Raw genomic sequence first — 14,738 nt, 5'->3', positions numbered from 1 at the left:
ATAATTAATTTTGTGATTATACTATTGCTTATATGAACTTTATGTGGAGTTTATGTGTAATAATATTACAAAGCCCATATTTTTCGTAATTATAACCAAAAAACTTTACTTAACTCTTTGATTGTAATCATCTAAAAGTATTTTTTAATAAATAGTTAATATAATTGCATATGGATTTAGAAGAATTAAAAAAGAAAAAAGAAAATTGTCGATCATGGAAAAATGTAGAACCATGGTATAGTCAGATATTAAAAGTATCAGAAATAGAAAAAAATAATTTACATATTGACTATGGTGACTGGTTTACAATCGGGAAAAGAGAGAATTTAACTCAACAAGAATTTGATTTATTAGAAGAGACTGCAAAAAAATTAATACCTTGGAGAAAAGGTCCTTTTAATTTATTTGGATTAGAAATAGATAGTGAATGGCAAAGCAATATAAAATATAATCTAATAAGACCACATTTTAATTTAAAAAATAAAGTTGTTGCGGATATTGGTTGTAACAATGGTTATTATATGTTTAGAATGTTAGAAGATAAGCCAAAAAAATTAATTGGTTTTGATCCTTCTGCTTTGACTTTACATCAATTTGAATTTATAAATCACTTTGTTAAGTCAGAGATTGAATATGAAATGCTTGGAGTTGAACATCTAGAATACTATAATCATAAATTTGATTTTATATTTATGTTAGGTGTTTTATATCATAGACCTGATCCTGTTGGAACTTTAAAATCACTTGCTCGTGGATTAAATAGTAAAGGTGAAATTTTAATAGATACTTTTATGATTGATGGAGAAGAAGAATTATGTTTAACACCAAATAAAAGATATTCAAAAATACCAAATATATATTTTATTCCAACAATTCCTGCTTTAAAAAATTGGTTAAGTAGGGCAGGGTTTGAGAATATTGAAGTGATTGCAACAACAACCACTACAAACGAAGAACAAAGAAAAACAAAATGGTCTTTTGATCAAAGTTTAGAAGATTTTTTAGATCCAGAAGATAGTTCAAAGACTATAGAAGGTTATCCTGCACCCAAAAGAGTTTATATGAAAGCTAGAAAAATACAGTAGATTAAAATAAATCTATTGTATCTTCTTCATTTAGGTCTCCATAATTAAATAGTTCGCTTCTACCTTTATTCTTTGCTTCATAAAGGGCGATGTCTGCATTTTTAATAGTTTTATCAATTGAATCATCACTATTAAAAGTTTCGTAAACATCAAATCCAATACAGATAGTTTTTTGTAATGTGTGACCTTGATTATCAACATTTACTTTTACTTTACTAAAGTCATTTATAATATTATTAGAAATTGTTGTAATATCATTTACATTATTTGTACTTAACATTGAAATTAGAAATTCATCTCCACTTAGTCTTGCAACCATATCAAACTCTGAGATGTTAGTATGAATAACTTTTGCTAATTCAACTAGTACTTGATCTCCAACATCATGATCAAACTCATCTACTACTGCTTTAAAGTGATCCACTCCAATCATAATAAAATAAATAGATTTATATTCTTTTTTTGATAAAGATATTTGTTTATTTAAATTTTCGATTAAATAGTGTCTATTGTAAACTTTTGTAACAGAATCTAAAGATAATGACTCAATAAAGTTCTTTTTGATAATACCATTTTGAATAATAGGGGATATTTGAAAAAATGCAGCTTCAATTATACTATACTCTTTTGTTAATATTTCATGGTGTGTTTGAGATGTTGCACTAAAAGAAACTATAGCATTTAAGTTTGTGTGAGTATTTATAATAAAAAAGAAAGATAAATTATCATCTAAATAGAACTCTTCTCCTTCAACAAAAATATTTTCTCTATTGTTTCTCTCAATATCAAATAAAGAGAAGGTTACATTATCAATATTAAAATTTGTATGTAACCAAAGATATATATCTTCACCCATTTGTTTTATATTAGAAGAATATTGCAATTGATCATATAACTTATAAATGTTTTCTAATGATTTAAAGTCTTTTTCGTTATTTGCTGATGATTTGATTAATTCTAAAATATTATTTCTCATTTTGCACCTTAAAATAATTCAAGTGTATCCACATCTTTTTGAAATTTAAAAGATTGACTTCTACCCTTGTTTCTAGCTTCATACAAAGCTATGTCAGATGATCTGAAAATCTCGTCAATACGGTCTGCATCATCAGGGTATATTGAGATTCCTGTACAAATAGTTTTCATTAAAGTTTGTTTTGTATTCTCATCAACTACAACTTTAACATTTTTAAAGTTATTAATTATTTTATCTGCAATCATTATAGCATTATTTTCATTAATTATATTGTGAAGTATTATTAAAAATTCATCTGATTCAATTCTTGCTACTATATCAGACTCTCTTACTGTATGTTCTAAACTTTTTGCAAGTTCTTTTAAAACTTTATCCCCTGTAGTATAATCAAATTCATCGATAACTGCTTTAAAATGATCTATTCCTACTTTTAAAAAGCCAATTTTTTTGTTTTCTCTATTAGATAAAGGTAAACTACTTTTTAAATATTCATCTACATATTGTCTATTGTAAAGACCCGTAAGCGAGTCTTTTAAAGTCATTTCGATTAGTTTATACTCTAGGTATTTATTATAAATTGTTTGTGCAATAATACTAAAAGTCATTTTTACTAAACTTATAGAGTTATTTATATCTTGTTCTTCTCTATCTTCGTATAAAATAGTTATTTTTAAATCATCATTTTCGTTAAGTTTTATATCAAATTCTTTAGTATTTAATGACTTGTCATTTCTGCAACTGATATATAGTTGATTACTGTTTATTGTAGCTTTGAATTTATCTATTGAATAATCTTTTTTGAGATATGACGCAATGTAATTAAAAATATCATCTAGTCTATTTAAACCAACAAGATGATCATTTAAGGCTATAATTGCTTGAAAGTTATATGTATTTAATTCATTCTGTTTTTGCATTCACTATCCTATAAGTAATTTTTCCAGTTTTCTAAAGAGTTTCTCTCTTTATTTAATGTAGTAGAAGATCCATGACCTGGATAAATTGTAATATCTCTATCCCACGATAAAACTTTATCTATACTTTTTATCATAAGACTTGGATCTGAATAAGGGAAATCACATCTTCCTATTGATCCATTAAATATAAAATCACCAGAAAATAGATTATTATTAATCTCAATAGCAGAACAACCAGGCGTATGCCCTGGGAAAAAGTGAAATTTAACTTTTATTCCATCAAAATCAATCTCTTCATCATAATCAACTAATACATCAGCTCTTGAAGGAGTCATTCCCATGCCATAAGGATCCTTTTGAAGCATAAAATTATCTTCTTTTGGAGTATATATTTTTAAGTTTAATAACTCACTAAGTTCTTTATTTGACCATACATGATCAAAGTGACCATGTGTATTTAAAATGGCTATTGGATTTTTTACGTTTTGTTTTACCCATGAAGTGGCACCCACTCCTGGATCAATGATAAAGTCTTTATCTTTAACAGTTACGATGTAACAGTTAGTTTGATAATCACCCATAGGTTGGATTTTTATACCCATTATTTTTTAACCCTTACTTTGATAAAATTTATCTTAGTATATATTATTAGAGCTGTAAGGAAGTTTATGAATTATTATTATTTATTAGAATGTATTATATTAGAATCTAATCCAAAAAAGAAAATTAAAAGTTTTAAGAAATTTTATAATGACTTTATCGAAGAAAAGCTAACATTTGAAGATGACTATAGTCCTTATGAAATGATGGAACCTTCATATAATAACGTTTTAAAGGTTGTTTTACCTAAAAATGCAAAACAAAGAAAATATGTTAATACAAGAGAAGGTAAAATAAATCTTTTACATACTATTGCACATATTGAGTATTCAGCTATTGACCTAGCATTGGATGCAGCTTTACGATTTAAAAATATGCCAAGAAAGTATTACGAAGACTGGTTAGAAGTTGCAGAAGATGAAATTAGACATTTTTTAATGATTGAAAAACTTTTAGAAGAATTAGATTCTTTTTATGGAGATTTAGAAGTACATACAAGTCTTTTTGAAGCAATGAAAAAAACTCCAGATTTATTATCTCGTATGGCTGTTGTCCCAAGATATTTAGAAGCAAATGGCTTAGAACAAAATCCGAAAATCATGGATAAATTAAATTCAAATCCAGATGAATTCAATACAAAGATATTAGATGCTTTGAATACTATACTAGAAGAAGAAATCGATCATGTAACAAAAGGAGATAGGTGGTTTAAGTATGAATGTGAGAAGCTAAAACTTGAGCCAGAAGAGACTTATTTAAAAATAATAGAAGAAATATTTCCTGGAAGTACAAAGAAAAAATACGAATTGAATATCGATGCTCGGAAAAAAGCCGGCTTCTCGTGTGATGAATTAAAATTTTTATCAAAAAGAGATGATTGTAATTAATAATAAAAAGTAAAGCTTTTGTAAGAACTATTTTTCTATTATAAATAAAAGGTTTTATATGATTACTTCAAATATCAATGAAATATTATTGTCTTCGCAGCTTAATCAAAATCTTACAAACAATAATAAAGAACTATTTTTAGACTCTTTACTTAATACAAAAGAGAATAAAGAGAAAGTAAGAACTTCAGATTTAACCTTTAATAACATCAAAGGAATAAGTTTAGAAGAAATAGAAACTCTTTTTGATAATCAAGAAGATAAAGATATGGCAAAAAACTTAAGACTTACAACTCTTTTTACCGAAGACAAATATTTAGCAAATGCTTTATTTAATACTGTACTAGGAAAACCTTTTGAACTTGGGTATAGTTATTTGTTTGATATGTATGAAGATAAAAATACTTTCTTTAATTCTAAAAACAATTCTTTATCTGATTTATTACATAAAAGTATGACCAGAAGATTTGAAGAAGATGATAAGAAACCTAGTGATAAAATTTCTCAAAATATGATAGATAAAGTCTTGTTAGCTGTAAATTCTTTTAATTTTATTAGTACTTTATCAAATAGTTATAAAGACCAATATGACAAATATAAAGATGATAATGAATACTCTTTTTTATATAATGACTATTATTTAAAATATCAAGAATTAATATATAAATATGATGAAGCAAAAAGTATTGAAGAAAGTTTAATTAGTCAATTTAGATAAAAAAGGCAAAAGCCTCTTTTATTCTAAAATTTAGCGTTTGGAACAGGATGATTTTCAACTACAAAATCTATATCTTTATCACCTCTACCACTTAAGTTTACTAAAATTGTTTTGTCTTTTGATAAGGTTTTTGCTAACTTCATCGCATATCCCACTGCATGTGCTGATTCTAAAGCTGGAATAATACCTTCTAGTTGTGATAATTTATAAAATGCATCAACAGCTTCTTCGTCATTACAAAGACCAACTTTTGTTCTTCCTGTTTCTTTTAAATGGGCTTGTTCTGGACCAACTGATGGATAGTCAATCCCTGAACCTATAGAATAAACAGGTGCAGGCTCACCATTTTCATCTTTTAACATGATTGAATTAAAACCATGCATTACACCTTCTTCTCCATATGTTAATGTTGCAGAGTGTTCTCCTATTGTATCACCTTTACCCATAGGCTCAACTCCATAAAGATTTACTTCCTTATCATCAATAAATCCTGCAAAAATACCCATTGCATTTGAACCTCCACCAACACAAGCAACTACATTATCAGGTAAATTATCTTCATGTTCAAAAAATTGTTCTTTTGATTCAAAGCCAATAATACTCTGAAAATCTCTTACCATCATTGGAAAAGGATGTGGGCCTACAATTGAACCGATACAATAAATAGCAGTATCAGCTTGAGGAACATAAGATTCAAAGGCAGAATCAACTGCTTCTTTTAAAGTTTTAAGCCCATGTGTTGCTGGTATAATTTTTGCACCTAAGATTTTCATTCTAACTACATTTGGATGTTCTTTTGCAATATCTACTTCACCCATATGAATTTCACATTCTAATCCAAAATAAGCAGCTGCAGTTGCTAAAGCAACCCCATGTTGACCTGCACCAGTCTCTGCAATAACTTTTGTTTTTCCTAAATGCTTAGCTAAGATAACTTCTGCCATACAATGATTTAATTTGTGTGCACCAGTATGATTTAAATCTTCTCTTTTTAAGTAGATTTTTGCTCCACCACAGTGCTCTGTTAAGTTTTTAGCAAAAGAGATGGGAGTAGGTCTTCCTTGATAATGCTTTCTAACATATTTTAATTCTTCAATAAATTTTGGGTCGTTTTTTAACTCTTTATATGCTTTTCTTATATCTGCAAAAGGTTGTTCAAGCATTGGTGGTATAAAAGAACCTCCAAATTTACCAAAATATCCTTCTTCATTTGGTGTTGATTCTAAATATTTAGACATTATTTATTTCCTTCTTGTAAAAATTCTTTGAAAAAAGTTGCTCTATTTTTATCTCCTACTTGTCTTACTTTATAAATTTTCTTATAAAGCAAGTATTTTTCAACGATATTAAGTTCTTTTATTTTATCGTAGATACCAAGTACAAGCTTATGTTCTGTTGTCAATAATTTATAATTAGCTTTTATAAAATGCTCTTGAAATTCATTTACTTCATCGATTGTAATTAACTCATAATCACTAGTAATCAAGAAATCAATTTCATTTAAAAGAAAGTTTTTATTTATAGTTTTTGAAAAATATTCCAATAATACATTTATCTCGTTATTAATTTTTGAATTATAGTCTGCATTTTGTAAATAACTGTAAAGTTTTGGTTTAGTTTTACGCCAGTTATATAAAGTATTTACTTGCACTTCAAATAATGAACTTATTTCTTTTGGAGTTAGCATTTTATTTTCCTAATTATTCTAATTGAAGAATAATTATAATTGAATTATTTTTAAAAAACCTTTACAAATGATAATTTTTTCCTAATATTAATAAATTAATTTATTAATTTAAGCTATAAGGTAATTTTTGTTACAATATTTAGAATAATAATAAAATAATTGAGGCCAATATGATATATTGTAAAGCAGAATCATATACAAGAAAAAGGATGCAAAGAGTACAGTTAGAAAATATACAAGAGACTGTTAAACGTGTATATTCTTTAGTTCCTTTCTATAAAGAAAAGTTTGATGACTTAGGAATAAATCCAAAAGATATTGAATCATTAGATGATATTAGAAAGTTACCTTTTACAAAAAAACAAGACTTAAGAAATAATTATCCTTATGGCTTATTTGCAGTTGATATGGATGAAATTGTTAGAATACATAGTTCTAGTGGAACTACTGGAAAACCTACAGTTGTAGGTTATACAGCAAAAGATATGAATATTTGGTCTGAAGTTATGGCTCGTATATTTTATATGGGTGGAGTTAATTCTTCTGATATTTTGCATAATGCAATTGGCTATGGTCTTTTTACAGGAGGACTTGGCTTTCATGAAGCTGCACAAAGAATGAAAGTAGCTGTAATACCCAGTTCTACTGGATTTACTTCAAGACAACTTCTCTTAATGAAAGATTTCAAAGCTACAGTATTAAATACTACTCCATCTTTTGCACTTCATATGGCAGAAACTGCTAAAAAAGAGGGCTATAATCTAAAAAAAGATTTACAATTAAAATGTGGTTTTTATGGTGGAGAGCCTGCTTCAAAGGGTCTAAAAGATGAAATAAAGGATATCTGGGGAATACCTTTTTATGAAGTATATGGATTATCTGAAATAATTGGTCCTGGAGTTGCAGGAGGGTGTAAGCATTCAGATAGGTTACATATAAATGAAGACCATTTTTATCCAGAAATATTAGATCCAGATACTTTAGAACCTGTAAAAGAAGGAGAAAGAGGAGAGTTAGTTTTAACTACAATAACAAAACAAGGTCTTCCTATAATTAGATATAGAACAGGAGATATTACCTCTTTAGATTTTACTCCCTGTAGATGTGGTAGAACTACAGTAAAAATGGAAAGTGTAGTAGGGCGTAGTGATGATATGATTATTGTAGGTGGAGTAAATATATTTCCTTCTCAAATAGAACATGTATTATCAAATATAGAAGGTGTTTCCTTAAATTATCAAATAATTTTAGATAAAAAAGGTTATTTGGATAAATTAGAACTAGATGTTGAATTAACTGATAATATGATGTCTGATTCAGTAAATGAATTACAAAAGTTAAAAGCGGAAATTCAAAAAGATATTTTAAATAATTTATATATACATGCAGAAATTAAATTAGTACAACCAAATTCAATTCAAAGAAGTGCAGGTAAAGCAGTAAGAATTATAGATAAAAGGAAGTAATAACTCTCCTTTTATATCTTTTCTAATAATTTAACTTTTGATTTACTTAGTAGTTTTGTCGCTTTTTCAAAATCAGCAAGGCCTACTTTAAATATAAATGCACCATTTTTAGCATTGTTAATTGTATAGGTATATTCTAAATTGATATTATTTTCAGATAATATTGTAACTACATCATTAAATGAACCAATATGGTCATCAATCTCAGCTGCAAAAACTTCTGTAATAGTTAAAGAAAAACCATTTGCATCTAAAATTCTTTTAGTTGATAGTTCATCATCAACTAATAGTCTTAAAATACCAAATTCACTCGTATCTACAAGATTAATGGCCTTTAATGAAATTTTATTTTTTGATAATAAAGATGTAATATCTGATAATTCGCCCTGTTTATTTTCAATAAATACAGATAATTGTTTGATAGTATATTTACTCATTTTAGTCCTTATTCTCTTTTATCTATTATTCTAATAGCTTTTCCAACACTTCTTTCTATACTTCTTGGTTCAACAAGTTTTACATTTGCATTTATATATAGATTATTTAACAAATTGTGTTGTATTGATTTTTTAATATTTTCAATTTCTGAAATAGAGTCTATCATAACATCATCTGATATTTCAATTAAAATATCTAAAGCATCAAGATGTCCTTTTTTACTTACAACTATTTGATAGTTAATCGTAAGTCCTTCTGTTTGAGAAATTACGTGTTCTATTTGAGAAGGGTAGATATTTACACCATTGATTATCATCATATCATCAGCTCTGCCTACAACGCTTTCCATTCTAACCATCGTTCTTCCACAAGCACAGGGTTCTCTTTTAAGTGAAGTAATATCACCTGTTCTATATCTAATTATAGGAAGAGCTTGTTTTGTTAGTGATGTTATTACTAACTCTCCTCTTTCACCATCAGGTAATATTTCGCCTGTTTTAGAATCAATAATCTCTGGATAAAAATGATCTTCAAATATATGCAATAAATCACTATGTTTACATGAACAACTAACTCCTGGCCCAATAATTTCTGAAAGTCCATATATTTCATGATAATCTATTCCCCAGACTTTTGATACCTCTTTTTTAAGACCTTTAGAAGTTGGTTCTGCACCAAAAATTCCAGCTTTTAATTTAAAATCTTTTTTATAATCTATTCCTGCTTTAGATGCAGACTCTGCCATATGTAGTGCAAATGATGGAGTAGAAGCAAGGATAGTTGCTCCAAAATCTTTCATAAGCATTACTTGCCTATCAGTAAATCCTCCAGAACTTGGAATAACAGTCGCTTTTACTTTTGCAGCACCATTATGTAATCCAAGTCCTCCTGTAAAAAGTCCATATCCATACGCATTATGTACTATATCTTCTTCTGTAGTTCCTGCCATTTTAAAAACTCTAGCCATAACTTCATCCCAAACATCCATATCATGTTCAGTATATCCAACAACAGTAGGTTTTCCAGTAGTTCCAGATGAACTATGTACACGAATTACTTGACTCATTGGTACTGTAAATAGACCAAAAGGATAATGGTCTCTCAAATCTTGCTTTTTTGTAAAAGGAAGTTTTGAAATATCTTCTATTGATTTAATATCTTTTGGATTAATTCCTAACTCATCAAATTTCTTTTTGTAAAAAGGTGTTAATGTATAAACTCTTTTAATAGTTTCTTTTAATCTTTTTGTTTGTAGTTTTCTAAGACTTTCTAAAGAACTACTCTCTACCTTATTCCAAATCATTTTAAGCCTTTGTATCTGCTATTGCTTTTTCTAAAACCTCAATATTTTGTTCTGCAACTTTTGGATTAAAATCTCTTAGTGCTTGTTTAACATCTTCTTCTGTAAAAGGGAAATCCTCACATTTAGATACTACAACACCTAACATGTACACGTTTAAACCTTGTATTGGTAATTCTTTCTTTTTTGCTTTATCAAATGCATCAACCTGAAAAACAGTAGCATTTATATCAGACGAAGGAAAATCTGATTCTGCATTTACTGCTAAAGTTCCAGTTGGTTTCAAAAACTGAACATTTCTTAATGCTTCATTCTTTTCTAATCCAATTAATAAATCTGCTTGGTTTGCATCAATTACTGGATTTGTATAGTTACCAAGTTTGATTGTACATGAAACTGCACCACCTCTTTGACTCATACCATGATTTTCTGTTCCTAAACATGCTACATCTTTATTTCCAGCACATAACGCTAAAATCTTTACTAAAAATACAGACCCTTGACCACCAAATCCTGCTATTACTACTTGATATCTCATTATTTATTTTCCTCTCTAATTATACCACGACTTGTATCTTGAACAAAAGCATCTGTTGGACAAACTACACTTAAACAGGCACCACAACCAATACAAAGGAATGGATCAATTTCAACTTTTCCATCTGCATTATAAGCCATTGGAGGACATTTATATATAGTTGTACATTGATCACAAGCTGTACAATCTTCAGGAACTACTTCTGCAAACTCTAATGGAATATGGTCATCTACTACTTCTTTATCAAGAACACAGAATTCTCTTACTACAACTACTATTGGCCCATCTGCTTCATCGTATACTTTTTTCATGTCTTTAAAGAAATCAAGAGAGTGTTGAATATCATTTGAGTAGATATGTTCATAGACATCTGCTCCACAACCTTCAGCAATCTTCATAATATCAATCTCTTTATTTTCTCTTTGTGGTGGAAGTTGTCTTCCTGTCATTGCTACAACAGAGTTATCAAGGACAACTAACATAAATTTGTGTTTCTGATATACCGCATTTACTAATGGTGGTATACCTCCATGGAAAAATGTACTATCTCCAATGGTTGCTACTACATATTTATCTGGATCTGCTATTGAAAAACCACTTGCCATTGATACAGAAGCACCCATACATAAAACTGTATCAATTGCACCTTGGTTTATTGCAAGAGTATAACACCCAATATCTGATGGGTAAATAGATTTTTTCTTTCTAAATACTTTCGTAATAGCATAATAAATATCTCTATGTGGACATCCTGGGCAAAGATTAGGAGGACGTGCAGCTATTTCCTCTTTAAAAGGTACAACTGGATATAAATCAGCTCCAGTGTAAACTCCTATTTTTATTAATGCATTTTGAATATAAACTTTTTGCATCTCATCAATAACATGCATAGTTCCATCTAGTTTACCATGAACTTTTTCAGTTAAAATTTGCTCTTCAATACAGGGCATAGGTTCTTCTACAACTAAAACTTTTTCATAGTTTTTAAATTGTTCTCTAATTTGATTTTCAGGAAGAGGGTAAGGCATCTTAAATTTAACTACGTCTGCTTCAATACCAATATCTTCTAATGTCTCTCTTGCAAACCCATCACCTGTTCCAGATGTAAGTATTAATAGTTTACCACCTTTACATTTATCAAATTCAGGTTTAATAAGATTTTCCCAGTTGTATTCTTTAAGAGCATTTATTCTTTCAATTTGTTCATAACCTTGAATTATTCTACCTGCTCTTGGAACTGCTGCCCACCTTCCTATTTCTCTTTTAAATTCACCTTTCCCTGGTTTAAAATTAGTTTCCTCATCAATATCAACAATTTGTCTTGCATGACAAACTCTCATGACAGGCCTTAACATTGTAGGTGTTTGAAATGTTTCAGATATATCTGCTGCAATTTTTACAAAATCATAAGCATCTTGAGGAGTTGCTGGATCAAGTACAGGGATTTTTGCAAATTTAGCAAAGACCCTTGAATCTTGCTCTGTTTGAGATGAATGAAAACCAGGATCATCTGCAACTATTAATACAAAGGCTCCTAGGTTACCAATATATGCAGCACTCATTAAAGCATCACTTGCAACGTTTAAACCTACTTGTTTCATAGTTGCAGCTGCACGTCTTCCTGCAACTGCACCTGCATAGGCTACTTCAAAACCAACTTTTTCATTTGTTCCCCATTCTGCATATAAATCTAAATTCATTTGATGTTTTAGTTTATTAACATTTCCTAGTATTTCACTAGACGGTGTTCCTGGATATCCAGAAACCATATCAATATCTGAGTGAATAATCCCCCAAGCAATTGCATCATTTCCCATAAGCGTCTGTTTCATGATTTTCCTAATTATTAAATAAAATTTAAAATATTATACTAAGTATAATTTTTATTGTAAATTAAATGATTAAAAATTACAAATAATTGTAGAAAATCATAATAATTAGGTAATGAATGGAAAAATATACTTTTTAACCTATATAGTTGTATTTAATATACTAATAGATATTCAATTATTAAAAGGTGATAATTAGTAAGTTGACAAAATTAGTAAGAAAACTTAAGAAATTTACAAATATTTTAATAAATTAACAAAAAATTTTATAATTTATATTTATTGTATAGGTTATTTATATTTTTAACTATATTTAAATTTATTAAACAATAATTAAAAATTTATAAAAAGATTAATTTAATTATTAAGCTGAATTTTTGTTTATATTATAAACTTAAATATATTTTTTAAACAGTTTAACAAAATGTAATAGAGTTTCTTATAAACTTTTTCTAATAATTTCAAAGGGAGATGAGATGGTTGGAGCAGATTTTGGGGTAAATCTTGCTTTTTATTTAACAATTATTAGTACATTAATATGTGTAGTTTATGGTGCTATTAATTGGAATAAAGGAAGTAATGATTCAGGAAAAGGTGTAAAGAATTGGGCTAAAACAGAAGATAAAATAGATGAGGGGTTATAATGGGAGCTTTTGAAAATATAATCATCATTTTGTACTTATCATTAATAGGTTACTTGGGTTTTTTAGGTTACAAACAAACTAAGAATACTACTGATTATTTAATTGCAGGACGAGATACTCATCCTTTTATTATGGCATTATCATATGGGGCAACATTTATTTCAACTGCTGCAATTGTAGGTTTTGGGGGAGTAGCAGCATGGTTAGGTAACTCTTTATTATGGTTAACATTTTTTAACATAATAATTGGTATTTTTGTTGCATTTGTTTTTTTTGGTAATCCAACTAGAAAAATGGGTTATCGCCTAAATGCACATACTTTTCCTGAGTTTTTAGGTAAAAGATATGATTCAAAATTTATTCAAATGTTCGGGGGAATAATTATACTATTATTCATGCCATTATATGCAACAGCAGTATTAATTGGCGGTACTCATTTTATTGCATTATATTTTCAAGTTGATTATCATGGTGCACTATTAGTATTTTCTTTAATAATCACTGCATATGTAATAGCAGGTGGGTTAAAAGGTGTGATGTTGACAGATGCACTTCAAGGTTCAATCATGTTTATTGCAATGATTATACTTTTATTTGTAACTTTTGATTCTTTAGGTGGAATAGATCAAGCTTTTGGAAAACTAGAGAATGTTTGGAATCAAACTGTTGGGTCTTTAGCAAATACTTCTATAAAAGAATTAAAACCTGGTGGTCCAGATTTTATGATGAAACTTTCAACTATGTGGGGTTTTTCTGGTTGGAATTCAATGCCATCATTTTTTAGTCCAGGATGGTTATTTGTAATTACAACTATCACTTTAGGTGTAGGTATAGGTGTTTTAGCACAACCACAACTAATAGTAAGATTTATGACCGTTAGTTCAAAGCAAGAATTAAATAGAGCAGTACTAATTGGTGGAATATTTATTGTTTCAATGACAGGTATAGTTTTTATAGTTGGTTCTTTAACAAATGCTTGGTATTTTGAGTTTAATGAAGGTAAAAATGCATTACAGAGTGCGGGAAGTATTGGTAAAGTAATTCCTCACTTCATAAATACAGCTATGCCTAAATGGTTTGCATTTATTTTTCTGTTTGCTTTAATTTCGGCTGCTATGAGTACACTTTCTTCTCAATTTCATACAATGGGAACAGCAGTAGGTAGAGATTTAATTCAACAAATTAAACCAAAAAGTAATTCTGTCATAGTAACTAGACTTGGAATTATTATTATGATTTCTTTTTCTGTTGCTTTAGCTTATGCATTTGATAAACAGCCAGCAATAATTGCAAGAAGTACAGCAATTTTCTTTGCTTTATGTGCATCAATATTTCTTCCATCATATATTGCAGGGTTATTTTGGAAAAGAATGACAAGAACTGGTGCTATAGCATCTATGTTAGTGGGGCTTCTTTCTTCATCATTCTGGCTTGTCTTTGTTCATTTTAAAGAAGCAAAAGCTTTAGGTATTGCAAAAGCTTTAACAGGAAGTCATTCTGTATTGAGTGGAAAAATTATATTTGTAGATGCTTTAATAATTGCATTACCTTTATCAATTATTACAGCAATAATTGTATCTTTAATGACAAAACCAATGGAAGAAAAACATTTAAACAAATGTTTTAATGACTGATACTTAAAGGCTGTTTAGC

General features: G+C 28.5%; 15 protein-coding genes. 6 read left to right on the top strand and 9 right to left on the bottom strand.

From position 1 onward, the window contains the following. Positions 1-170 precede the first annotated feature (170 nt). On the top strand, positions 171-1,085 hold the full coding sequence (gene cmoB / locus BT997_RS04410) for a tRNA 5-methoxyuridine(34)/uridine 5-oxyacetic acid(34) synthase CmoB (protein ID WP_072680237.1): 915 nt from the start codon (positions 171-173) through the stop codon (positions 1,083-1,085). Between the two features lies 1 nt (position 1,086). Here the strand turns inward: cmoB and BT997_RS04405 are convergent, their stop codons facing one another. Genes BT997_RS04405 through BT997_RS04395 form a run of 3 tightly spaced genes read right to left on the bottom strand, consistent with a single transcriptional unit; the run spans position 1,087 to position 3,580 of the window. Further along, a complete protein-coding gene (locus BT997_RS04405) occupies positions 1,087-2,061 on the bottom strand; it encodes a GGDEF domain-containing protein (protein WP_072680236.1) in 975 nt (324 codons plus the stop codon). 8 nt (positions 2,062-2,069) lie between these two features. Then, positions 2,070-2,978 (bottom strand): GGDEF domain-containing protein, encoded by a 909-nt coding sequence (locus BT997_RS04400; RefSeq protein WP_072680235.1) that lies wholly within the window; start codon positions 2,976-2,978, stop codon positions 2,070-2,072. An 8-nt stretch (positions 2,979-2,986) separates the two neighbouring features. Then, a complete protein-coding gene (locus BT997_RS04395) occupies positions 2,987-3,580 on the bottom strand; it encodes an MBL fold metallo-hydrolase (protein WP_072680234.1) in 594 nt (197 codons plus the stop codon). Positions 3,581-3,646: 66 nt separating this feature from the next. On the opposite strand from BT997_RS04395, the gene BT997_RS04390 reads away from it, so the two are divergent. Together BT997_RS04390 and BT997_RS04385 are read left to right on the top strand one after the other, a co-directional pair. Further along, complete coding sequence (locus tag BT997_RS04390) at positions 3,647-4,465, top strand: ferritin-like domain-containing protein (protein ID WP_072680233.1); 819 nt, start codon at positions 3,647-3,649, stop codon at positions 4,463-4,465. 58 nt (positions 4,466-4,523) lie between these two features. After that, complete coding sequence (locus BT997_RS04385) at positions 4,524-5,183, top strand: hypothetical protein (RefSeq protein ID WP_072680232.1); 660 nt, start codon at positions 4,524-4,526, stop codon at positions 5,181-5,183. Between the two features lie 23 nt (positions 5,184-5,206). Here the strand turns inward: BT997_RS04385 and trpB are convergent, their stop codons facing one another. Further along, entirely contained in the window at positions 5,207-6,421 is a 1,215-nt protein-coding gene (trpB, locus tag BT997_RS04380) for a tryptophan synthase subunit beta (RefSeq protein WP_072680231.1), read from the bottom strand. Next, a complete protein-coding gene (locus BT997_RS04375) occupies positions 6,421-6,870 on the bottom strand; it encodes a hypothetical protein (protein WP_072680230.1) in 450 nt (149 codons plus the stop codon). The genes trpB and BT997_RS04375 overlap by 1 nt, the downstream gene beginning before the upstream one ends. 170 nt (positions 6,871-7,040) lie before the next feature. Here BT997_RS04375 and BT997_RS04370 point away from each other — a divergent pair, with 170 nt between their 5' ends. Continuing rightward, entirely contained in the window at positions 7,041-8,336 is a 1,296-nt protein-coding gene (locus tag BT997_RS04370; protein ID WP_072680229.1) for a phenylacetate--CoA ligase family protein, read from the top strand. A gap of 11 nt (positions 8,337-8,347) precedes the next feature. On the opposite strand, the gene BT997_RS04365 is transcribed toward BT997_RS04370, so the two are convergent. Genes BT997_RS04365 through BT997_RS04350 form a run of 4 tightly spaced genes read right to left on the bottom strand, consistent with a single transcriptional unit; the run spans position 8,348 to position 12,444 of the window. Continuing rightward, complete coding sequence (locus BT997_RS04365) at positions 8,348-8,773, bottom strand: amino acid-binding protein (RefSeq protein WP_072680228.1); 426 nt, start codon at positions 8,771-8,773, stop codon at positions 8,348-8,350. An 8-nt stretch (positions 8,774-8,781) separates the two neighbouring features. Continuing rightward, complete coding sequence (locus BT997_RS04360) at positions 8,782-10,077, bottom strand: phenylacetate--CoA ligase family protein (protein ID WP_174247195.1); 1,296 nt, start codon at positions 10,075-10,077, stop codon at positions 8,782-8,784. A gap of 1 nt (position 10,078) precedes the next feature. Continuing rightward, positions 10,079-10,612 (bottom strand): 2-oxoacid:acceptor oxidoreductase family protein, encoded by a 534-nt coding sequence (locus BT997_RS04355; RefSeq protein WP_072680227.1) that lies wholly within the window; start codon positions 10,610-10,612, stop codon positions 10,079-10,081. Continuing rightward, positions 10,612-12,444 (bottom strand): thiamine pyrophosphate-dependent enzyme, encoded by a 1,833-nt coding sequence (locus BT997_RS04350; protein ID WP_072680226.1) that lies wholly within the window; start codon positions 12,442-12,444, stop codon positions 10,612-10,614. The genes BT997_RS04355 and BT997_RS04350 overlap by 1 nt, the downstream gene beginning before the upstream one ends. Before the next feature lie 473 nt (positions 12,445-12,917). On the opposite strand from BT997_RS04350, the gene BT997_RS15515 reads away from it, so the two are divergent. Both BT997_RS15515 and BT997_RS04345 read left to right on the top strand, forming a co-directional pair. Next, the gene (locus BT997_RS15515; RefSeq protein WP_174247194.1) at positions 12,918-13,085 is read left to right on the top strand and encodes a symporter small accessory protein; all 168 of its coding nucleotides are present in this window, start codon (positions 12,918-12,920) and stop codon (positions 13,083-13,085) included. Beyond that, positions 13,085-14,719 (top strand): sodium:solute symporter, encoded by a 1,635-nt coding sequence (locus tag BT997_RS04345; RefSeq protein WP_072680225.1) that lies wholly within the window; start codon positions 13,085-13,087, stop codon positions 14,717-14,719. The genes BT997_RS15515 and BT997_RS04345 overlap by 1 nt, the downstream gene beginning before the upstream one ends. Positions 14,720-14,738: the final 19 nt, after the last annotated feature.

Source organism: Arcobacter sp. LA11, from assembly GCF_001895145.1.
GTDB lineage: Bacteria > Campylobacterota > Campylobacteria > Campylobacterales > Arcobacteraceae > Halarcobacter.
This window is presented reverse-complemented; position numbering and strand designations above follow the sequence as displayed.

What these genes read in the sequence shown, in the direction of transcription:
- BT997_RS04375 (WP_072680230.1), bottom strand. Translation starts at nt 6,870, where the DNA reads ATGCTAACTCCAAAAGAAATAAGTTCATTATTTGAAGTGCAAGTAAAT.
- BT997_RS04365 (WP_072680228.1), bottom strand. Translation starts at nt 8,773, where the DNA reads ATGAGTAAATATACTATCAAACAATTATCTGTATTTATTGAAAATAAA.
- BT997_RS04400 (WP_072680235.1), bottom strand. Translation starts at nt 2,978, where the DNA reads ATGCAAAAACAGAATGAATTAAATACATATAACTTTCAAGCAATTATA.
- BT997_RS04385 (WP_072680232.1), top strand. Translation starts at nt 4,524, where the DNA reads ATGATTACTTCAAATATCAATGAAATATTATTGTCTTCGCAGCTTAAT.
- cmoB (WP_072680237.1), top strand. Translation starts at nt 171, where the DNA reads ATGGATTTAGAAGAATTAAAAAAGAAAAAAGAAAATTGTCGATCATGG.
- BT997_RS04350 (WP_072680226.1), bottom strand. Translation starts at nt 12,444, where the DNA reads ATGAAACAGACGCTTATGGGAAATGATGCAATTGCTTGGGGGATTATT.
- BT997_RS04345 (WP_072680225.1), top strand. Translation starts at nt 13,085, where the DNA reads ATGGGAGCTTTTGAAAATATAATCATCATTTTGTACTTATCATTAATA.
- BT997_RS04355 (WP_072680227.1), bottom strand. Translation starts at nt 10,612, where the DNA reads ATGAGATATCAAGTAGTAATAGCAGGATTTGGTGGTCAAGGGTCTGTA.
- BT997_RS04395 (WP_072680234.1), bottom strand. Translation starts at nt 3,580, where the DNA reads ATGGGTATAAAAATCCAACCTATGGGTGATTATCAAACTAACTGTTAC.
- BT997_RS04405 (WP_072680236.1), bottom strand. Translation starts at nt 2,061, where the DNA reads ATGAGAAATAATATTTTAGAATTAATCAAATCATCAGCAAATAACGAA.
- BT997_RS04370 (WP_072680229.1), top strand. Translation starts at nt 7,041, where the DNA reads ATGATATATTGTAAAGCAGAATCATATACAAGAAAAAGGATGCAAAGA.
- BT997_RS15515 (WP_174247194.1), top strand. Translation starts at nt 12,918, where the DNA reads ATGGTTGGAGCAGATTTTGGGGTAAATCTTGCTTTTTATTTAACAATT.
- BT997_RS04360 (WP_174247195.1), bottom strand. Translation starts at nt 10,077, where the DNA reads ATGATTTGGAATAAGGTAGAGAGTAGTTCTTTAGAAAGTCTTAGAAAA.
- BT997_RS04390 (WP_072680233.1), top strand. Translation starts at nt 3,647, where the DNA reads ATGAATTATTATTATTTATTAGAATGTATTATATTAGAATCTAATCCA.
- trpB (WP_072680231.1), bottom strand. Translation starts at nt 6,421, where the DNA reads ATGTCTAAATATTTAGAATCAACACCAAATGAAGAAGGATATTTTGGT.